Below are 18,964 nucleotides of genomic sequence, written 5' to 3'. Positions count from 1 at the left end.
ATTAACGAATCTGAGTCAATTGAAGGATATTAAACAGTTCAATACATGCTTGAACATTCAAAGCTTGCTGATTAAGTTCAGTCACAACTTTCATTGGACTTAAGGCATTACAGAAAAACAGGCTTTCAAATTTTGAAATTTCTTCCATATCAATAAAACGCTGTTCGCAATGAATACCTTGCTGCTGCATACGAGATAAAATTTCTGTCCGCATTACACCATGGACGCCATTATAACGAAGTTCTGGGGTAATCCATGTATTGTTTAATCGAATGAAACAATTACTGCTTACTCCTTCAACAACAGTGCCTTGCACATCAGTCACCAGTGCTTCGGCCCATCCCCGTTGGTCGGCCTCATTTTTTAATAATACCTGTTCCAAACGATTCAGACTTTTTAAACCGACCAGGCTGGGCATGGTCAGTCCCAGTGCTTGTTGTAATACACCCGATTTTATTTTTTCAACTTGAAAATCATCAACCACTTTAGGATAAAAAAATACCCATACATCAGCAGGATGATCAGGCAAGCTGTATCCGCGCTGCCCTTCACCACGACTGATAATGATTTTAAACGTGCCATTCACTTCCAGAAATTGCTGCTGCAATAAAGCCAAGCTTTTTTGAATCAAGCTTAAATCTGCTTTTAGCAGCAGCCGTTCACAACTTAAATGCAGTCGCGCCATATGCAAGTTTTCAAGCTCAATTTTGCCATGCCGAACACGCGCAGTCGTAAAACAGCCATCACCATAATGGAAAGCACGATCCAATAATGAAATTTCGTTTATTTCCTGTGCATTTTTAAAACATGGCATATGCAAACATCCTGTGAATGATGACTTAGTTTAAAAATAGCGACGCTGAATTGATAGCAGTTTTATTCATATCAAATTCGTTTCTTATTATTTTTTCAGCCTAATAGATAACGCTATCCTCCGCCTTGTACAAAACATAAATAATTTAAATGTAAAGGATAGCAAAAATGCGCTCATTAAAAATTGGGGTTTTAGCAGCACTTATTTCGGCAACGTCTTTTAGTGCGCTTGCAAAAGACTTTTTAAACGTTTCTTACGATCCCACCCGTGAATTGTATGAAAACTATAATAAAGAATTTGGTGCGTATTGGAAGAAGTCTACAGGTCAAGAGCTCACCTTCAAACAATCACACGGCGGTTCCGGCAAACAAGCACGTTCAGTCATTGATGGCCTTGATGCAGACGTCGTAACTTTAGCATTGGCCGCAGACATTGATGCCATTGCAGAAAACTCAAATCTGCTGCCTAAAGACTGGCAGAAAAAGTTTCCAAATAACTCTACCCCCTATACATCAACCATCGTATTTTTAGTACATAAAGGCAACCCGAAAGGCATTAAAGACTGGGGCGATTTGGTTAAGCCAGATGTCGGCATTATTACTCCAAATCCTAAAACGTCTGGCGGTGCACGCTGGAACTATTTAGCAGCTTGGGCTTGGGCAAAACACCAACCAGGCGGCAATGATGCAAAAGCGCAAGAATTTGTACGTAAAATCTATAAAAATACCAAAGTACTCGACTCTGGCGCACGTGGTGCAACCACCACATTTGCTGAGCGCGGCATTGGTGATGTATTACTGGCGTGGGAAAACGAAGCGCACTTAGCGATTCGTGAACAGCCGGGCAAGTTTGAAATCATCACGCCATCATTGTCTATTTTGGCAGAACCGCCAGTGGCCATTGTTGAAAAGAATGCACAGAAAGATGGCAATCTCACTGTGGCTAAAGCTTACTTAAACTACCTCTATTCACCTGCAGGTCAAACCGTTGCAGCTAAAAACTTCTATCGTCCGCGCAATGCCACTGTCTTGGCAAAATACAAATCCGTATTCAAACCTTTGAAACTGGTGGCGATTGACAAGGAATTCGGTGGCTGGACTAAAGTGCAAAAAGCTCACTTTGAAAATGGCGGCATTTTCGACCAGATCGTGAAAGCAAATAGCACCAAATAATCCTAGAAGATCAAGAGCAGCATTGGCTTTATTGATAAGGCCAATGCTGTGGATCCAGAATAAGCTTAATTTATCTCTTTTATTCATATAAAATTCATTTTTTATTATTTTTTATGCATAAAGAATGGCGCTATTCTGCATTCATGTTACAAAACAGTTAAGAATATTGAGGTTGGCATGAGCATTTCAGCAAAATTAAAGTTAGGGGTTTTAGCAGCAGTGATCTCGGCAACATCTTTTAGTGCGCTAGCAAAGGACTTTTTAAATGTCTCTTATGACCCAACCCGTGAACTTTATGAAGATGTCAATAAACAGTTTGGCAAATACTGGGAAAGCCGCACCGGTCAAAAGATCAACTTCAAGCAATCTCACGGTGGTTCGGGTAAACAAGCACGTGCGGTGATTGATGGTTTAGATGCCGATGTCGTAACGCTTGCTCTTGCTGCTGATATTGATGTCATTGAACAAAAAACAAAACTGCTTCCTGCTGACTGGCAAAAGAAACTTCCTCAAAACTCAACACCTTATACATCTACAATCGTATTCTTGGTACGTAAAGGCAACCCGAAAGGTCTAAAAGACTGGGGAGATTTGGTTAAATCAGGGGTAGGCATTATCACTCCAAATCCTAAAACGTCTGGCGGTGCACGCTGGAACTATTTAGCAGCTTGGGCATGGGCAAAACACCAAGCCGGTGGTAACGACAAAACGGCTCAAGAATTCGTGCGTAAAATTTATAAAAACACCAAAGTGCTCGACTCTGGCGCACGTGGCGCAACCACAACATTTGCTGAACGCGGGATCGGTGACGTATTACTGGCTTGGGAAAATGAAGCGCACTTAGCGCTTCGTGAACAGCCCGGTAAATTCGAAATCGTAACGCCTAGCCTGTCTATTCTGGCTGAGCCACCTGTTGCGATCGTAGAAAAAAATGCCGAGAAAAAAGGCAACAAATACTTGGCGCAAGGGTACTTGAACTTCTTGTATTCACCATTGGGGCAAGAGATTTCAGCACGTAACTTCTACCGTCCACGTAACGCAAAAGTGTTAGCAAAATACAGCAATGTATTCAAGCCACTTAAACTAGTCACCATTGAGCAGGAATTTGGTGGTTGGGATAAAGTTCAGAAAGCGCATTTTGAAAATGGTGGCATCTTTGACCAAATCGTAAAAGCCAATAGCGCGAAATAATCGTGCTGGACAGATAGAGGAGCTTCGACATGATTCATACCGTAATTGTTCCAGGCGTAGGTGGCAGTGAACCTGCCCACTGGCAATCTTGGTTACAACGACAACTCATGTCATGCTCTCGTGTACAGCAACAGGATTGGAATAATCCGGTACTTGAAAATTGGATCAGCGAATTTGTAAATACCGTTCGCCCGATTCAAGGTCATATTCAAATCGTGGCGCATAGTTTTGGTTGCCTAACTACTGTTGCAGCACTCGCTCAGCATCCGGAATTAAATCAAAAAATTAAAAATTTGATTTTGGTTGCACCGGCGAATCCTGCACGTTTTGGTGAAGCTGGCTTTGCACGTGATAGCCAGCAAGATTATCAACGTTATTTTCATCAGTTAAAAATTGCAGTGCCGACCACTTTACTGATTAGTGAAAATGACCCTTGGTTAAATTTTGAAGATGCCCAATGCTTGGCCCAAGCATGGAAACTCAATCCAATTAATCTGGGTCAAGTCGGACATATTAATGTTGCTTCCGGTTTTGGTCCATTTCCTGAAATTTATGATTATCTGATTTCAGAAAATGTACTGCAACATATCAATTTTTCTGATGAGAGCAAGTGTTATTTTAAATTTGCAATTTAAAGTCTGCAAATTATGCTTGTGCCGAATTAAATTTTTATTTTTGCTGACTTTATTGGTCAGCATTTTCTCTTTTGAGGAGTAATCATGTCGCAGCGATCCCGAGTGCTGCCAGGATTTGGTCTTTCTCTAGGCTTTACCCTAGCGTATTTGTCATTAATTGTTCTTATTCCTTTATCTGCAGTGTTTATTAAATCACTGGGCATTGGCTGGGACGGTTTATGGGAAATTTTAAGTTCAGAACGTATCCTAAAATCTTTGCAGTTAAGTTTTAGTGCCGCACTCATTGCAGCCTTAGTTAATGTGGTATTTGGCTTGTTATTGGCTTGGTGCTTGGTTCGTTACAGCTTTCCTGGCAAACGAATTATTGATGCTTTAGTGGATTTACCCTTTGCCTTGCCAACAGCAGTCGCAGGTATTGCACTGACTTCTTTATACGCACCTACAGGCTGGATTGGACAGTACCTAGAACCAATTGGCATTAAAGTGGCCTATACCCCAATCGGGATCACGCTTGCGTTGATTTTTATTGGCTTACCGTTTGTGGTACGTACGGTACAACCTGTTTTAAGTGACCTGGAAACCGAACTGGAAGAAGCTGCATCAGCACTCGGTGCAAACCGTTTTCAGATTATCACCAAAATCATTTTGCCGATTTTGTTTCCTGCGCTACTGACTGGTTTTGCATTGGCATTTGCACGCGGTGTAGGTGAATATGGTTCAGTCATCTTTATCGCAGGTAACCAGCCTTATGAAACTGAAATTGCGCCACTGATGATTATTTCTCGTTTAGAAGAATATGATTACGCAGGTGCAACCACGATTGCGGTGGTGATGTTGTTAATTTCTTTTGCGATCTTATTCCTGATTAACTTGCTACAAGCGTGGGCAAGCCGCCGTACAGGGAGAACTGCTCCATGAGCTTAATCACCAATAGCAATGCTTTAGCAGAAAAACTGCAATCTCGTGATGCAACCCGTGAACCAACCTGGGTACGTAATCTTCTGATTACCATTGCGCTGATCTTTTTCTTAAGCTGTCTGATTCTGCCTTTAATTCTGGTCTTTGTTGAAGCCTTTAAACAAGGTGTTGCAGTTTATTTCCAAGCCTTGATCAATCCAGATACTTTATCTGCAGTAAAACTGACGTTATTGACCGCTGCCATTGCCGTGCCATTAAACGTGGTGTTTGGTGTCGCTGCAGCCTGGTCTGTTGCGAAATTCAACTTCCGTGGTAAATCCATTTTAACCACCATCATTGACATCCCTTTCTCTGTATCGCCTGTTATCGCAGGTATGATGTTGGTCCTGATTTTTGGTACTCAAGGCTGGATGGGCAACTGGCTGATGGATCACGACATCAAAGTGTTGTATGCCGTGCCTGCCATTGTACTTGCAACCATATTTATTACCGTTCCTTTTGTGGCTCGTGAATTGATTCCGTTAATGGAAGCGCAAGGGACTGAAGAAGAAGAAGCCGCAATTGTACTCGGTGCTTCAGGTTGGCAAACCTTCTGTAAAGTGACCTTACCGAATATTAAATGGGGTCTGATTTACGGTGTGATTCTGTGTAATGCCCGTGCGATGGGTGAATTCGGTGCGGTATCGGTGGTGTCGGGTCACATTCGTGGTGAAACCAATACCTTACCGTTACACGTCGAAATTCTTTACAACGAATATACCTTTAGTGCTGCATTTGCGGTGTCCTCGCTGTTGGCTTTACTTGCCATTGTGACCCTGATTTTAAAAACATGGGTTGAAATACGCCAAGAAAAGCAAAACAAACGTAATGAAGATTCACAAGTTTCTTAAGGAATGACATCATGAGTATTCAAGTTAAAAATATTGAAAAACACTTTGGTGCATTCCATGCACTTAAAAACATCTCACTGGATTTTCCAGATGGTCAGCTGGTGGCATTATTGGGTCCATCAGGCTGTGGTAAAACCACCCTGCTTCGCATCATCGCTGGCTTAGAATCAGCCGATGGTGGTCAAGTAATTCTGGAAGGTGAGGATGCCACCGATGTGCATGTTCGCGAACGTCAAGTCGGTTTTGTATTCCAGCATTATGCTTTGTTCCGTCACATGACTGTATTTGACAATATTGCTTTTGGTTTACGTGTTCGTCCGCGCTCAACCCGCCCTTCTGAAGCGGAAATCAAAAAACGTGTCACCCGTTTACTTGATCTGGTTCAATTGGGTTTCTTGGCGGATCGTTTCCCGGCTCAGTTATCGGGTGGTCAACGTCAACGTATTGCATTGGCTCGTGCACTCGCTGTTGAGCCTCGCGTGCTGTTGCTGGATGAACCGTTTGGTGCACTCGATGCCAAAGTACGTAAAGAACTGCGCCGCTGGTTACGTACCTTGCATGATGAATTACATATCACCTCTATTTTTGTCACCCACGATCAGGAAGAAGCCTTAGAAGTGGCGGATCAAATTATCGTGATGAACAAAGGCAATGTAGAGCAAATTGGTTCACCACGTGAAGTTTATGAAAAACCGGCAACACCGTTTGTTTTCGACTTCCTGGGTCAGGCCAATCGTTTCGAAGGTCAAAATCAGCAAGGTATCATCCATCTTGGCGAAGACCGCATTCAATTGCCACAAGTGAAAGATGCACCACAAGGTGAAATTGTTGCCTTTGCGCGTCCAAACGAACTCAGCATTCATGCCACTCCGCAAGAAAATGCCATTCAAGCCACTTTCTTACGTGAAATCTGGATTGCCGGTAAAGTGCTTGCAGAACTTCAGGATCGCCAAGGCAATTTAATTGAAATTTCGCTTAGCTCTGAAGAAGCGAAATTACATCAATTTAAACCAAATCAAACTGTGTGGTTAAGCCCAACTGCATTGCATTTATTTGCCAATGACGTCGCTTAAGAATAAATAGATGGGGCAAAAAAGCCCCATCCCCTTTTAAGGTACAAAGAATTATGAATTTCCAACAATTAAGAATTATTCGAGAAACCGTTAGACAAAACTTTAATTTAACTGAAGCTTCAGCAGCACTTTACACATCTCAATCGGGTGTGAGTAAACACATTAAAGATTTAGAAGATGAACTGGGTGTACAACTGTTTATCCGCAAAGGTAAACGTTTATTGGGTTTAACTGAACCGGGCCAGTCTTTACTGGGTATCGTTGAACGCATGCTGGTCGATGCAGACAATATTAAACGTCTTGCAGATGACTTTAACCGCGTCGATGAAGGTACGCTCACGATTGCAACTACACATACGCAAGCACGTTATGTGTTACCGCCGATCGTGAACCAATTTAAAAAAGAATTTCCAAAAGTACATTTGATTTTGCAACAGGCCAGCCCGGTTGAAATCACTGAAATGTTACTTCAAGGAGAAGCCGATATTGGTATTGCAACCGAATCTTTAACCACTGAAGATAACCTTGCAAGTGTGCCTTTTTATACTTGGCAACACAGCATTATCACGCCACAAAACCATCCACTGGCGAACAAAACAGATATTACTTTAGAAGACTTGGCGCAATATCCGCTTATTACTTATCATGGCGGTTTCACAGGTCGTTCAAAAATTGATAAAGCCTTTGAAGAGGCAGGAATTGATGTGGATATTGTGATGTCAGCACTCGATGCCGATGTCATCAAAACCTATGTTGAACTAAATATGGGCGTCGGTATTGTTAATAATGTCGCTTATGATGCAGAACGTGACTACCGTTTGAAGCAGATTCCAACCGATATTTTTGGCGTAAACACCACCTGGATTGCAGTACGTAAAGGTCATTTACTTCGTGGCTATGGTTATGAGTTTATTTCACTCTGCTCACCAGAAGCAGACATTAAAGCACTGAAACGAGTGGCTTATCCAGAAGATTAAAAAATCACATAATTATTTAGATTGGGGATATCACAATATCCCTTTTTTCATTTTAACTCACCTTTCTATTATTTTACTTATCAGCAATATAAAAAATTTATCCATTCAAAAATTAAAGTATAAATAATCTTAAAATTAGGCTTGCTCATCCTCAATAAAACGACATAAAGTACACCCACTGAATAAAAAAATTCAATTACATGGTGTGTTATCAGGTTTTACACACAAAATATATAAGCGAAGTCATTATTTAATTTGGGGTTATTTATGAAAGCTACGGCATTTAGCATAACTCTGTGCATTTTTTTGCCTACGCATGTATTTTCCGCAGCCCTTGAAACTTCAAACCAAAGCATTGCGACATTTTTACAACCAAACCATTACGCTGAATTTTCAACCGCATTTGTTGATGCCAATATTTCTGGGAATACTTACCGCCCTGAAGCCAATAATCCATCAATATATACAGAAACCTCTACCCAAAATTTTGTGAATCACTTTTATCTATCTAGCGCGGCCTTAAAATTACAACTGGATTCCAATTGGTCCGCAGGTCTGATTTATGACCAACCTTTTGGTGCAGATGTGAGTTACGCTTTAGATCCTGTTGCCACGAGTCCAGATGCTTTAGTCAATGCGGTCGACTTTAAAGTGGATAGCAACAATCTCACGGCGCTTATAGGCTATCAGCCCAATCAATCCTGGAACATCTATACAGGCTTAAGTTATCAAAGCTTAAAAATGCATTTGAAAATTTCAGGTCAATCGATGGGCATACTGGCTGATTATATCGGGGAGATAAAAAAAGATTCCGCGAGTGGTTGGCTTACTGGCGCTAGTTATCAGCGACCAGAATATGCGCTTAGAACCTCACTGACTTATCGCTCTAAAATTCGACATAAGCAACAATTTCAGGAACAAGTAAGCACAGTTCCAGTTATCCCTTTACTCAATTTAGCTTCCGACCAGAACACAATTATAGAAACACCTCAATCAGTCAACCTTGAGTTTCAATCTGGCATAACAGCCAATAATTTAATTTATGGATCAGTGCGTTGGGTGAATTGGCAGAATTTTAAAATTGTTTCTCCCTTGATGAGTTCAGGTAACGCTACACTTGTTCCTTTAGTGAATTATCAAACAGATCAATGGAGCACAACTTTAGGTCTGGCGCATATATTGAATGACAAATGGACATTGATGACCGATATAGGACGAGATAGTGGTACCGGCAATCCTGCTTCTACCTTAAGTCCTTCAGATGGTTTTTATAGTTTTGGTGTAGGGGGCCTTTATAATATTCACTCTCATTTATTTATTGCTGCCGGCATGAAATACTTAAAGCTGAATAAAGCAAAAATTCAGCAAGTTCAAAATGGTTCAGGCAGTTTATTTGGGCCTTTATCTTCGGTAAACAATAACAATGCTGTCGCTTATGGGGTCAAAGCAGGTTATCGCTTTTAACTAAAATTATTTAATCTATAAAAACAAAAAAACGAGCCGGAGCTCGTTTTTTAAAGGATGATAACTTTAAATTACCAGTGGTAGCTAACACCTACTTTACCCACTGGTAACCATTGATATTCATCATCATTTTCAATATTACGTTCATGTTCAGCTAATAAAGTTTGGTCTGCATCTGTCCCCCCCACACCAGTTAAGCTCGCTTTTGGATTGCCAGTATAGTAAGCACCGACTTCACCAAACACACCCCAGTTTTTATTGATTTTTGGAGCGAAACCTAAACCTAGGTATGGAGAAATGTCATTTTCATATGACACATTACCATTTACCGAACTAAACCTAGTCGGCTTGCCATCAATTTCAATTGTACCGCTGCCAGTTTGTGATTTTAAGCCATACTCACTGTCTAAGTAGCCTACACCTGCAGCCATATATAAAGCTTGTGCCCAACGATTTTCACTGGCACCCCAAGGACGAATTTCTGCATTTAAGTATGCAAGTTTGTTATCCATATCAACGTCATATTTTACGCCGTCTACAGACAGATCATCAGACCAAGAGATATCACCACCATTATAACCCAGTGCCAAACCTACATATGGGTTTGCAGTCCAAAGTAAGGCACCGCCATAACCCGTTGTCCCTACTTCAGCACGAACACCGGTTGGAATAAGCTGATTACGATCAAATGAATAACCATCTTGAACTACTGCATCATCAGCTATCGCTGTTCCTGCGATAGCAGTCAAAACAGTTGCTGCTAAAATCGTACTTAAAGTTTTCATTGTCGATCTCCTCAAAGAAATTGCTATTTTCATCATTAGTGCTTTTCTAATAATTAGAACTATAAAATATTAATTGATCGACTTTTATTCGAAATTTGCTTGGTTTTTGTTAAATTTTGATACAAATACTTTTTACTACTGATTAATAATAATTATTTTTATAAAAACTTTTATATTATTCGCCTAAATCGATCTACCCAGCTTAATAAGATATTGCATTATTCACTGTATTGTTTGCGTTGTGTTAACACACTGATATTTTACAAACATCTCAAATAAATTCCTTAGCTTTTGTTTAGTAGAGCCATTCATAGATCTTTAATAATTAATTCCGATCTAAAGTCACTTTTTCATCTATTCTTGTCTCAATATAGTGTAAAATCTTGGAAAATTTTTTTGGAAATGGAAGATCATGTCTCAGCTTTCAACAATCATTGAACAGGCTTTTGAAGATCGTGCAAATTTCACCGCGGCTGATTGCCCTGCTGAAGTTCGTAGTGCTGTAGAACAAGCTATTGCTGGCCTAGATAACGGCACACTTCGTGTAGCTGAAAAAATTGATGGTGAATGGATTGTTCACCAATGGCTTAAAAAAGCAGTTTTGTTATCTTTTAAATTAAACGATAACAAAACCATTGAGTCTGGTGATCTTCGTTTCTATGACAAAGTAGAGACTAAATTCGCTGATTGGACTGAAGAACAGTTTAAAGCAGCGGGTGTTCGTGTTGTGCCGCCAGCAGTTGCACGTAAAGGTTCATTCCAAGCGAAAAATGTTGTATTGATGCCTTCTTATGTGAACATCGGTGCATATGTAGATGAAGGCACAATGGTTGATACATGGGCAACTGTGGGTTCATGTGCACAAATTGGTAAAAACGTTCACTTGTCTGGCGGTGTAGGTATTGGTGGTGTTCTTGAACCATTACAAGCGAACCCAACGATTATTGAAGACAACTGCTTCATTGGTGCACGTTCTGAAATCGTTGAAGGCGTGATCGTTGAAGAAGGTTCTGTGATTTCAATGGGCGTATTCATTGGTCAATCGACTAAAATCTTTGACCGTGAAACTGGCGAAATCCATTACGGCCGTGTTCCTGCAGGTTCTGTAGTAGTTTCTGGTAGCCTTCCTTCTAAAGATGGTACTTGCAACCTGTATGCTGCAATTATCGTGAAAAAAGTTGACGCGAAAACGCGTGCTAAAACTAGCTTGAACGATTTATTACGCGAAGATTAATTTTGTTTTAAGTCTGTTGCGGAACTTTAATCGTTCCTCATCTCTACGGTCAGACATGATCGTAGAGATTTTTGTTTTTTGTACTCTCATGTTTTTTGGTGTGGTAAATTTTTGTTATGAATACTCTTCGATCTTCCGCTATTCCTGTTTCTGATCCGTCTGCGGGTTTACGCATCACGGAGATTTTCTATTCATTGCAAGGTGAAGCCAACGCTGCGGGGTTGCCGACGGTTTTTATTCGTTTAACCGGTTGCCCTTTACGCTGTACTTATTGTGATACCACCTATTCTTTTGAAGGTGGCGAACGTCAATCCTTAGACGACATTATTAAAACAACACTCGATTTTAAAACACAGTATATTTGTGTGACTGGCGGTGAGCCGCTTGCTCAACCCAATGCTTTGCCTCTGATGCAACGTTTAGCCGATCTTGGCTGTGAAGTGTCACTCGAGACCAGTGGAGCTTTAGATGTATCTAAGGTTGATCATCGAGTTTCTAAAGTACTCGATTTAAAAACCCCAACTTCTGGAGAAGTTGCACGGAATTTGCTTAGTAATCTCGATCACTTAACCCAGCATGACCAAATCAAGTTCGTGATTTGTAATCGTGAAGACTATGAATGGTCAAAACAGCAGGTTGAACAATACAAACTTGCCGATAAAGTCAGTACCATTTGGTTCTCACCCGCTTTTGCAGTTGAAAAAGGTGCAGTGCGTTTGCCTCAACTTGCACGTGATTTAGCACAATGGATTTTAGAAGACCATCTCCCTGTTCGTTTCCAATTGCAGTTGCATAAATTGCTCTGGAACGATGAAACTGGTCGTTAATTTATTTCTGTTCTTGAATACCTATATTTGTTTGGAGATTTGAATATGCGCCCTCGTGCCATAGTTTTGTTATCTGGCGGCTTAGACTCAACAACTTGTTTGGCTTGGGCGCAAGCACGTTATGAATGTATTGCTTTAAGTTTTATGTATGGTCAACGTTCGACCACTGAACTGGATGCTGCTAGAGCATTAACACAACGCGCTGGTGTAGAACATCGTGTCATTAATATTGATTTGGGTAACCTGGGTGGCTCTGCGTTAACAGACCACAGCATTGATGTACCAGAACATGAACAAGAAGGTATTCCTGTAACTTATGTTCCAGCACGTAACACAATATTTCTATCTTATGCGCTCGCTGCATCAGAAGTTTTTGGTGCAGAAGCCATTGTGATTGGGATCAATGCAGTTGATTATTCAGGATATCCTGATTGTCGACCTGAATTTATTGATGCTTTTGAACGCATGGCTCGCCTGGCAACTAAAGATGGCGTAGAAGGCAAACCTCTTAAATTTGAAACACCTCTGTTACATTTATCCAAAGCAAATATTATTCGCTTAGGTATAGAACATGGCGTAGACTACAGTCAAACGGTGTCTTGCTACCAAGCAGACGACCAAGGACGTGCTTGTGGCAAATGCGATAGCTGCCGTTTACGTAAACAGGGTTTTGCTGACGCTGGTATTGCAGATCCAACACGTTATATACCGTCATAACAGGGTAACAGTACATGAAAAATTTGAAATCAAACATTATTCTTTCTACATTAGTTTCTGCTGTAGCATTCATGGCAACTGCTTCAAATGCTGCAGAAACAAACAAGCTCCAAGAAGCTTATAAAAGCACTAATGTAAAATCTGCTTTAATTAATGTTTGTAAAGATGAAACAGGTAAAAGTAAAAAATTATCAGCAGCAGAAGTAAGCAAATACTGTACTTGTGCGGTTGAAGCTGACGGTAAATTAACCAATGCTCAAAAATGGGAAATTCAAAGTACCATTAACCAAAAGAAAAGCCCTGCAACTTTAGCTTTTGTTCAAAAACAAAATAAAGATCTTCAAACTTGTTTTGGTCCGCAACTTACAGGCAAGCTTAAAAGCTTAACTGAAGAAGCAATGAAATCTGCTCAACAACCTAAAAAATAAGTTAATTTAGCTTCAATAAAAAGCCTGCAATTGCAGGCTTTTTTATATTTTAAAATTAAACATCAGTTCTGCATTAACTGCTCAAAAGTCGTTATCATCAACCTATAAATTTAAGATCAATATGACAAATTCAACTTGATAAGGATGAACCTATGTCTGCTATTACCCTGCCTAATCAAATTTTTCCAACCACAACTGGAGAAATCAACCTGACTGAAATGCCATCAGAATGGCTGATTGTGTATTTTTATCCGAAGGATTCAACACCTGGTTGTACCACGCAAGCGATTGGCTTTTCCTGTTTGAAAGATCAGTTTGATGCATTAAATACCACGATTCTGGGTATTTCACGCGATTCGGTTAAAGCGCACCAAAACTTCACCGAAAAGCAAAATCTGACGATTAATCTCATCAGTGATAAAGAAGAAGTGTTGTGTAATCTCTTTGATGTGATTAAAGAAAAGAACATGTATGGCAAAAAAGTCATGGGGATTGAACGCTCAACCTTTATTTTCCATAACGGCAAATTAGTCAAAGAATACCGTAAAGTGAAAGCGGCCGGTCATGCAGAACAAGTACTAGAAGACTTAAAAGCCCTACAAGCAGCTTAATGGCACTGTTACTGGATTTATAAAAGCCCAAAGGTTCGGGCTTTTATCCTGCTTCTTTTTTGTGAGCTCTTTTATGCAATCAAGATTCTTATATTTACCCTGCCCTTAGATTTTTAATTGTGGGTAATAATAAACTTGGATCACGGTATACGAATTAAAAAAAAGCTATAAAAAGATTTTTTAACATTGGCAAATGCAATTTCAGTTAGTTTCACATTGGCCCGAAAGCTGAAGATTCACTTTCTCCCCCACGCCTCCAATACCTTTTCTCATACCAAAATCGCTGCGGTTAATCACTGCAGAAGCTTGGACATCAAGCAAGTTGACATTAGAAAGATTAGGTTTAAATGTCGTTACAAAAATTAAGGGCTTAGTCACACCACGCAGGGTTAAATGTCCTAAAACATTATATTTACCATTGCCTAAGTCCTTAAATTGGATACTTTTAAATCTTACCGTTTTGTATTTTGCTGCATAAAATAGGTCTTCCCCCAGAATCATATGTTTCAGCAATGGTTTATTGAAGCTCAAACTATCAACATCCATAACAAGATGTGTCGATGCATTTTGCGGTGCTTTAACATCAAACTCCATGCTCGATTGAACTTGATTAAATTTAGCCCTAACCACTGTAAGCCCCATCGACTTGATCTCAAAACCAACATTACTTTTGGGGGTTAAAATCCATGATTGTGCAAAGGACTGGCTACTTACAGCTAAACCGATTGCTACGATAATAAGTCCATTTTTTATTGTTGCTTTCAAATTTAAATCCACCTTTTTTGATTTCTTATTGATCAGGTTTAGATTTACAATCCAACCTCAGATTAAATTTGTTTTAAGTTTTCGAATTTGCTTTTTTTTATTTTTATATCAGTTTATTGAAGTTTTTGTAAAATCATTAATGACTAATGGAGAAAGATTTAACATAATTTTTCTGTAAGAATTGGCTTGAGAGTATTAGTCGCGTTTATCGTTATAAGAATAAAAAAATTATCCAAAAACGTAAAAAACCGGAAATTTAAAACTATCTTAAGCCGGTTTTTTAAATACATGAACTATCTTGTTTCCCATTGTCCATCTACCTCAATATTCACTTTTTCTCCTATACCACCGAATGCTTTTTTCATTCCAAAATCACTGCGATTCACCACCGCTTTAGATTCAACATCTAAAAGTTGTGGATTGGCTGTATTGGGTTTTAAAACCGTATCAAGGGTTACCGGCTGGGTGATACCGCGCAAGGTCAAATCCCCTTTTATACTGTAGTGATGATCGCCTAAAGCTATAAATTCATGACTGTTAAAAGTCGCAGTGGGGTATTTGTCTACATAGAATAAATCTTCACCCAAGATCATATTTCTCAGTGAAGGCATGCTCAAGCTCACGCTGTTTACGTCCATGACAAACTGGGCTGAGGCATTTTGTGGTGCTGCTGAATCAAAGCTCATACTGGACTGAACCTGCTCAAATTTCCCTTTTACGATAGAAAAACCCATCGACTTCACATCAAATCCCACATAAGTTTGTGGAGTAAATGTCCATTCCTGTGCATTTATATGTGCAACGAGACTCAAATTGATTGCACTAGCAATAAAGACACTTTTCAACGTGGTTGGGATATTCATCTGATCCACTCCTAGGTCGTTGCAATTTCTTGCTCCTACTTAAAAGCTTACTAAGATTTTTCAAGATTGGTTTTATCTTGTGTCAGGTATTTGTGCTGCAATTGTTGATAAGTAGACGTGTTCTGAAATTTGTGTAAAAACTCACTGGTGCCCAGTGGAAAAGCAGATTCGATAATTTCGCCACGATAATAAGCTTCACGCAGCGGGGTCGCTGAAATTGCTCCAACCAGGCTGGCAAGTTCTACCATCTCCCATTCTGGAAAAAGCTGCAGATAGTATGAAGATTCATCCTTAAAATGACCAATTAAACCCACTTTAGCTTCTGGCTCTACCACTTCTGACACAAGGGATTTCACCAGTTTTTGCCATTTTTCATCATCATACACATCAACCACATGAACAAACTTGATTCGCTTTTGGTCTGCGGCTGAAAAGTTGGACAAAATCATCTGTTCACGTTCAGAAGCACTAAACGGATTTTTAATATTGCGTTCATTTTGTGCAGAACCCAATGCCAAAATCACATTCTGACTTTGCTCTAATGCAATTTTAATCGTTTGCATATGTGCCAGATGAAAAGGCTGAAAGCGACCAATGAAAACCAGATAATCAAATGTATAGTTCATAACAGATCAAATTTTTGATGACTCGTGAGTTGTGCCGCCTAAATAAATATGCGACATAATAAACCTCATAAAATCAAATTAAGTTTTAAAGCAAGGATAGTACGATGACACTGAGCTGTATTCAACAACCTCATGAACATTTGGATGCGAATTTAGAAAATGGCGTACTGACCTTAGCCATTAACCGACCAAAAGCAAAAAATGCATTATATGGCGAATTATACCTCTGGATTGCCAAAGCTCTGGATGAAGCTGATCAAAATAAAGAGGTTCGTGTAGTGATTTTACGCGGTGCGGATGCCGATTTCAGCGCGGGCAATGACATGCAGGACTTCATGAAGTTTATTCAAACACCACTTGCAGGCAAAGCCGGGGATGCGCCTCCATTTGTGGTATTAAAATCTGCTGCGAAATTTTCTAAACCTTTAATTGCTGCGGTTCGCGGTGTAGCCATTGGAATTGGGGTAACGCTTTTACTTCATGCTGACCTTGTTTATAGCGACAACACTGCCCTGTTCCAGATTCCATTTGTAAGCTTGGGTCTTTCTCCAGAAGGTGCTTCGAGCAAGCTGCTTATTCAGCAAGCCGGTTACCACAAAGCCGCCGAGCTGCTATTCACGGCGCAGAAATTTAACAGTGAAAAAGCCCTCAGTGCAGGTTTGGTGAATAGCATTGAAGAAGATGTGTATGCGACTTCACTGAAACAGGCGCAAACTTTAGCTGCACTGCCATTGGCTTCAATTAAACAAACTAAAGCTTTAATGAAACATAACTTGCAGGAAATTCTGGACTGTGTAGATGATGAAGCTGAAATCTTTATGAAGCGTGTATCTTCACCAGAGATGGCTGAAGCGGTGGCTGCATTTATGCAAAAGCGCAAGCCAGATTTTGCACAATTTAATTAATTTTTTTATCATTAAATAGAAAAAACCACTGAATAGTGACATTGTTCAGTGGTTTTATGCGTTTTAATAGATCTAAATTTCAAGCTTTAAAATTTGAGTGAATAGAGATGACCGATTCAAACGAAACCAAAACTGAAAAGAAACGTTATTTTGAGCCTGCTCCAACAGATATTGATGTCGAAAACTTTAAAAAAGTCGTGCAAAGCCGTCGTTCGGTACGTAAATTCACGAAAAAACCCATTCCTGCCGAAGTACTGGATGATTGTTTAGACCTTGCCTTGCTTGCGCCAAACTCATCCAATTTGCAGCCATGGACTTTTTATGTGGTGCAGAACCCTGCCAAGAAGAAACAGCTGGTCAAAGCCTGTTTAAGTCAATTGGCGGCAAAAACAGCTTCGGAGCTGATTGTTTGTATCGCGCGTACTGACCGCATTGATGAAATGGCAAAAAAGAACATCAGTGACTTTCCATTTCCTGAAGCGCCAAAAGCACTAAAGCAGTACTACCGCTTTATTCCATATAACTATAAAACAGGTTACTTCAATGCTATTGGCAACTTTAAAAAAGTGGCTTTCAAAGTTGCACGTACCTTAGATAAACAATTACCTGTTACGGCATTCAACCCTGCAGATGCAAAACTATGGGCAACTAAGACCACAGCTTTGGCTTGTGAAAATCTGGTTTTGGCATTACGCGCTTATGGTTTTGACAGCTGTATGATGGAAGGTTTTGACGAACCTATGGTACGTAAAATTCTAAACCTGAATCATCAGCAATATCCGGTGATGGTGATTGGAGCCGGTGAACGTGCAGTCGATGGCGTGTTTTTCCCGCAATACCGTTTTGAGCGTGAGTTGTTTATTCAGAAGGTTTAAGTTTAAGCTTGGTATTTATAGACATTAAATACTTTAATCTGATAGATATCTTGTGACATGGATGTCACGTAATTTACTCTTTATTTGCTAAGGTCTGTAATGGGAGATAGATCTCAACTGAATCAAAGCCAATTAAAAAAACAACACTTACCTTTAATGCAGTAAGTTGGATTAAAAGAAAAATGAAAACAATATTAACAATGAGTAGTTTATTTATTTTAACTGGTTGTCAAACAATTACACCAACTATGAAAAATAGTATTAGCTTTGAAATGGATAATCAATATTGGCCAAACCATAGCATAGTTTACAAAAACAACTGGCCTGAATGTGGCAACTTATCAGGAACACCAGATGCGATAAAAAAGCAAAAATATATTACAACCTATAGTCGCTGTAAGGTTTCTCCTGAAGGTTATGTGCCTGAGCAAATTATTATTGAATATGCGCCTTGGTTGACAATGGAACAAGTACAAAAAACATTAGGAGAGTATCCTCAAAAGGCCTTAAGTGACATAGTACTAGGCTTTGCTACAGAAAAAGAGAAAAGTGAACTTGAAATATGGAATAGAAAACAACAAGAACTTATAGAAAAAATCCCAGCCACAGCATGGAAACAGATTGTACTTACCCCGCCTAAAGAGGTGAAAAAATACAATTATCAAGTCCCTGAAGGTAAAGGCAACCGTAGTCGAGGTAAAGAGATTCATTACCTTATTTCCCTGAATCCAGATGGTAGCTACAATATAGAAACTAAATTGTACTGGGTCTCAAAATATCAAGAATTCTGGAATTAAACTTCTATAGGTAGTGCGACCAGAGATAATAAAATTATTCAAATCATAAATTATCTTAACTGGATCAAAACCAATTATAGGACAGCATTAGCCTTCATCTAATAAGGCAGGAATTCATAATGGTCAAACTCATTAAAACAAGCATACTTATAAATATAATAATGTTGGTTACGGGATGCGCATCTATGATGAAAAATAGCATTAGTTTCGCTATACACGGGCAAAACAAGAGTTATATTTATAAAAATACATGGCCTGAATGTACTAATTTTAAGATAAATCGTAAGCATCCGCTGAACCCCACTTTTCTTATTTTCTCAATATCCCGATAGTGTCCATTATTTATTAAATGGACATTATGTTTATGGCCTTAGACACTTTTATAGACACTGAACAA

General features: G+C 39.6%; 21 protein-coding genes. 16 read left to right on the top strand and 5 right to left on the bottom strand.

Annotated elements, in window-relative coordinates; all coding sequences use genetic code 11:
• Position 1 precedes the first annotated feature (1 nt).
• The gene (gene pabC, locus HLH18_RS11170; protein WP_171546891.1) at positions 2–814 is read right to left on the bottom strand and encodes an aminodeoxychorismate lyase; all 813 of its coding nucleotides are present in this window, start codon (positions 812–814) and stop codon (positions 2–4) included.
• A gap of 167 nt (positions 815–981) precedes the next feature.
• Between pabC and HLH18_RS11165 the strand changes: the two genes are divergently transcribed.
• The 8 genes from HLH18_RS11165 to HLH18_RS11130 all read left to right on the top strand — a co-directional run bounded on the left by HLH18_RS11165 (position 982) and on the right by HLH18_RS11130 (position 9,134).
• Complete coding sequence (locus tag HLH18_RS11165; RefSeq protein WP_171546890.1) at positions 982–1,986, top strand: sulfate ABC transporter substrate-binding protein; 1,005 nt, start codon at positions 982–984, stop codon at positions 1,984–1,986.
• A gap of 177 nt (positions 1,987–2,163) precedes the next feature.
• On the top strand, positions 2,164–3,177 hold the full coding sequence (locus tag HLH18_RS11160) for a sulfate ABC transporter substrate-binding protein (RefSeq protein ID WP_171546889.1): 1,014 nt from the start codon (positions 2,164–2,166) through the stop codon (positions 3,175–3,177).
• Between the two features lie 29 nt (positions 3,178–3,206).
• Positions 3,207–3,812 carry an RBBP9/YdeN family alpha/beta hydrolase gene (locus HLH18_RS11155; protein WP_171546888.1) on the top strand — a complete coding sequence of 202 codons (606 nt, stop codon included), beginning with the start codon at positions 3,207–3,209 and terminating at the stop codon, positions 3,810–3,812.
• Between the two features lie 84 nt (positions 3,813–3,896).
• Positions 3,897–4,730 (top strand): sulfate ABC transporter permease subunit CysT, encoded by an 834-nt coding sequence (gene cysT / locus HLH18_RS11150; RefSeq protein ID WP_131286917.1) that lies wholly within the window; start codon positions 3,897–3,899, stop codon positions 4,728–4,730.
• Entirely contained in the window at positions 4,727–5,620 is an 894-nt protein-coding gene (gene cysW, locus HLH18_RS11145; RefSeq protein ID WP_171527987.1) for a sulfate ABC transporter permease subunit CysW, read from the top strand. Before cysT ends, cysW begins: the two co-directional genes overlap by 4 nt.
• A gap of 11 nt (positions 5,621–5,631) precedes the next feature.
• Entirely contained in the window at positions 5,632–6,693 is a 1,062-nt protein-coding gene (locus HLH18_RS11140) for a sulfate/molybdate ABC transporter ATP-binding protein (RefSeq protein ID WP_131286921.1), read from the top strand.
• A gap of 53 nt (positions 6,694–6,746) precedes the next feature.
• The gene (locus HLH18_RS11135) at positions 6,747–7,670 is read left to right on the top strand and encodes a CysB family HTH-type transcriptional regulator (RefSeq protein WP_171527985.1); all 924 of its coding nucleotides are present in this window, start codon (positions 6,747–6,749) and stop codon (positions 7,668–7,670) included.
• Between the two features lie 267 nt (positions 7,671–7,937).
• A complete protein-coding gene (locus HLH18_RS11130; protein ID WP_171546887.1) occupies positions 7,938–9,134 on the top strand; it encodes an OmpP1/FadL family transporter in 1,197 nt (398 codons plus the stop codon).
• Positions 9,135–9,205: 71 nt separating this feature from the next.
• On the opposite strand, the gene carO is transcribed toward HLH18_RS11130, so the two are convergent.
• Positions 9,206–9,919 carry an ornithine uptake porin CarO gene (carO, locus tag HLH18_RS11125; RefSeq protein ID WP_171546886.1) on the bottom strand — a complete coding sequence of 238 codons (714 nt, stop codon included), beginning with the start codon at positions 9,917–9,919 and terminating at the stop codon, positions 9,206–9,208.
• A gap of 412 nt (positions 9,920–10,331) precedes the next feature.
• Between carO and dapD the strand changes: the two genes are divergently transcribed.
• From dapD to HLH18_RS11100, 5 genes are all read left to right on the top strand, one after another.
• Positions 10,332–11,153: a 2,3,4,5-tetrahydropyridine-2,6-dicarboxylate N-succinyltransferase gene (dapD, locus tag HLH18_RS11120; protein WP_171546885.1), complete on the top strand. Its 822-nt coding sequence runs from the start codon at positions 10,332–10,334 to the stop codon at positions 11,151–11,153.
• 116 nt (positions 11,154–11,269) lie between these two features.
• On the top strand, positions 11,270–11,980 hold the full coding sequence (gene queE / locus HLH18_RS11115; protein ID WP_171546884.1) for a 7-carboxy-7-deazaguanine synthase QueE: 711 nt from the start codon (positions 11,270–11,272) through the stop codon (positions 11,978–11,980).
• Positions 11,981–12,025: 45 nt separating this feature from the next.
• On the top strand, positions 12,026–12,697 hold the full coding sequence (gene queC, locus HLH18_RS11110) for a 7-cyano-7-deazaguanine synthase QueC (protein ID WP_171546883.1): 672 nt from the start codon (positions 12,026–12,028) through the stop codon (positions 12,695–12,697).
• Between the two features lie 14 nt (positions 12,698–12,711).
• Positions 12,712–13,125 (top strand): hypothetical protein, encoded by a 414-nt coding sequence (locus HLH18_RS11105; protein WP_171546882.1) that lies wholly within the window; start codon positions 12,712–12,714, stop codon positions 13,123–13,125.
• A 152-nt stretch (positions 13,126–13,277) separates the two neighbouring features.
• Positions 13,278–13,736 (top strand): peroxiredoxin, encoded by a 459-nt coding sequence (locus tag HLH18_RS11100; RefSeq protein WP_171546881.1) that lies wholly within the window; start codon positions 13,278–13,280, stop codon positions 13,734–13,736.
• Positions 13,737–13,937: 201 nt separating this feature from the next.
• Here the strand turns inward: HLH18_RS11100 and HLH18_RS11095 are convergent, their stop codons facing one another.
• From HLH18_RS11095 to HLH18_RS11085, 3 genes are all read right to left on the bottom strand, one after another.
• Positions 13,938–14,501 (bottom strand): YceI family protein, encoded by a 564-nt coding sequence (locus HLH18_RS11095; RefSeq protein ID WP_171546880.1) that lies wholly within the window; start codon positions 14,499–14,501, stop codon positions 13,938–13,940.
• Between the two features lie 293 nt (positions 14,502–14,794).
• The gene (locus HLH18_RS11090; RefSeq protein WP_171546879.1) at positions 14,795–15,364 is read right to left on the bottom strand and encodes a YceI family protein; all 570 of its coding nucleotides are present in this window, start codon (positions 15,362–15,364) and stop codon (positions 14,795–14,797) included.
• Positions 15,365–15,414: 50 nt separating this feature from the next.
• Positions 15,415–15,990, bottom strand: coding sequence for a nicotinate-nicotinamide nucleotide adenylyltransferase (locus tag HLH18_RS11085; RefSeq protein ID WP_131286939.1), 576 nt, complete (start codon positions 15,988–15,990; stop codon positions 15,415–15,417).
• Positions 15,991–16,094: 104 nt separating this feature from the next.
• Here HLH18_RS11085 and HLH18_RS11080 point away from each other — a divergent pair, with 104 nt between their 5' ends.
• From HLH18_RS11080 to HLH18_RS11070, 3 genes are all read left to right on the top strand, one after another.
• Positions 16,095–16,895, top strand: a complete 801-nt coding sequence (locus HLH18_RS11080) for an enoyl-CoA hydratase-related protein (RefSeq protein ID WP_171546878.1) — start codon at positions 16,095–16,097, stop codon at positions 16,893–16,895.
• Positions 16,896–17,002: 107 nt separating this feature from the next.
• A complete protein-coding gene (locus HLH18_RS11075) occupies positions 17,003–17,770 on the top strand; it encodes a nitroreductase family protein (RefSeq protein WP_171546877.1) in 768 nt (255 codons plus the stop codon).
• Positions 17,771–17,952: 182 nt separating this feature from the next.
• Positions 17,953–18,567, top strand: coding sequence for a hypothetical protein (locus tag HLH18_RS11070; RefSeq protein ID WP_171546876.1), 615 nt, complete (start codon positions 17,953–17,955; stop codon positions 18,565–18,567).
• Positions 18,568–18,964 lie beyond the last annotated feature (397 nt).

This window comes from Acinetobacter sp. ANC 5414, from assembly GCF_013004295.1.
Classification (GTDB): Bacteria; Pseudomonadota; Gammaproteobacteria; order Pseudomonadales; family Moraxellaceae; genus Acinetobacter.
Note: the sequence above shows the minus strand (reverse complement) of the source record. Positions and strands in the feature narration are given on the sequence as shown.

Bases quoted from the DNA above. Each gene is read 5' to 3' on its own strand.
- pabC (WP_171546891.1), bottom strand. From the start codon at position 814: ATGCCATGTTTTAAAAATGCACAGGAAATAAACGAAATTTCATTATTG.
- HLH18_RS11165 (WP_171546890.1), top strand. From the start codon at position 982: ATGCGCTCATTAAAAATTGGGGTTTTAGCAGCACTTATTTCGGCAACG.
- HLH18_RS11160 (WP_171546889.1), top strand. From the start codon at position 2,164: ATGAGCATTTCAGCAAAATTAAAGTTAGGGGTTTTAGCAGCAGTGATC.
- HLH18_RS11155 (WP_171546888.1), top strand. From the start codon at position 3,207: ATGATTCATACCGTAATTGTTCCAGGCGTAGGTGGCAGTGAACCTGCC.
- cysT (WP_131286917.1), top strand. From the start codon at position 3,897: ATGTCGCAGCGATCCCGAGTGCTGCCAGGATTTGGTCTTTCTCTAGGC.
- cysW (WP_171527987.1), top strand. From the start codon at position 4,727: ATGAGCTTAATCACCAATAGCAATGCTTTAGCAGAAAAACTGCAATCT.
- HLH18_RS11140 (WP_131286921.1), top strand. From the start codon at position 5,632: ATGAGTATTCAAGTTAAAAATATTGAAAAACACTTTGGTGCATTCCAT.
- HLH18_RS11135 (WP_171527985.1), top strand. From the start codon at position 6,747: ATGAATTTCCAACAATTAAGAATTATTCGAGAAACCGTTAGACAAAAC.
- HLH18_RS11130 (WP_171546887.1), top strand. From the start codon at position 7,938: ATGAAAGCTACGGCATTTAGCATAACTCTGTGCATTTTTTTGCCTACG.
- carO (WP_171546886.1), bottom strand. From the start codon at position 9,919: ATGAAAACTTTAAGTACGATTTTAGCAGCAACTGTTTTGACTGCTATC.
- dapD (WP_171546885.1), top strand. From the start codon at position 10,332: ATGTCTCAGCTTTCAACAATCATTGAACAGGCTTTTGAAGATCGTGCA.
- queE (WP_171546884.1), top strand. From the start codon at position 11,270: ATGAATACTCTTCGATCTTCCGCTATTCCTGTTTCTGATCCGTCTGCG.
- queC (WP_171546883.1), top strand. From the start codon at position 12,026: ATGCGCCCTCGTGCCATAGTTTTGTTATCTGGCGGCTTAGACTCAACA.
- HLH18_RS11105 (WP_171546882.1), top strand. From the start codon at position 12,712: ATGAAAAATTTGAAATCAAACATTATTCTTTCTACATTAGTTTCTGCT.
- HLH18_RS11100 (WP_171546881.1), top strand. From the start codon at position 13,278: ATGTCTGCTATTACCCTGCCTAATCAAATTTTTCCAACCACAACTGGA.
- HLH18_RS11090 (WP_171546879.1), bottom strand. From the start codon at position 15,364: ATGAATATCCCAACCACGTTGAAAAGTGTCTTTATTGCTAGTGCAATC.
- HLH18_RS11085 (WP_131286939.1), bottom strand. From the start codon at position 15,990: ATGAACTATACATTTGATTATCTGGTTTTCATTGGTCGCTTTCAGCCT.
- HLH18_RS11080 (WP_171546878.1), top strand. From the start codon at position 16,095: ATGACACTGAGCTGTATTCAACAACCTCATGAACATTTGGATGCGAAT.
- HLH18_RS11075 (WP_171546877.1), top strand. From the start codon at position 17,003: ATGACCGATTCAAACGAAACCAAAACTGAAAAGAAACGTTATTTTGAG.
- HLH18_RS11070 (WP_171546876.1), top strand. From the start codon at position 17,953: ATGAAAACAATATTAACAATGAGTAGTTTATTTATTTTAACTGGTTGT.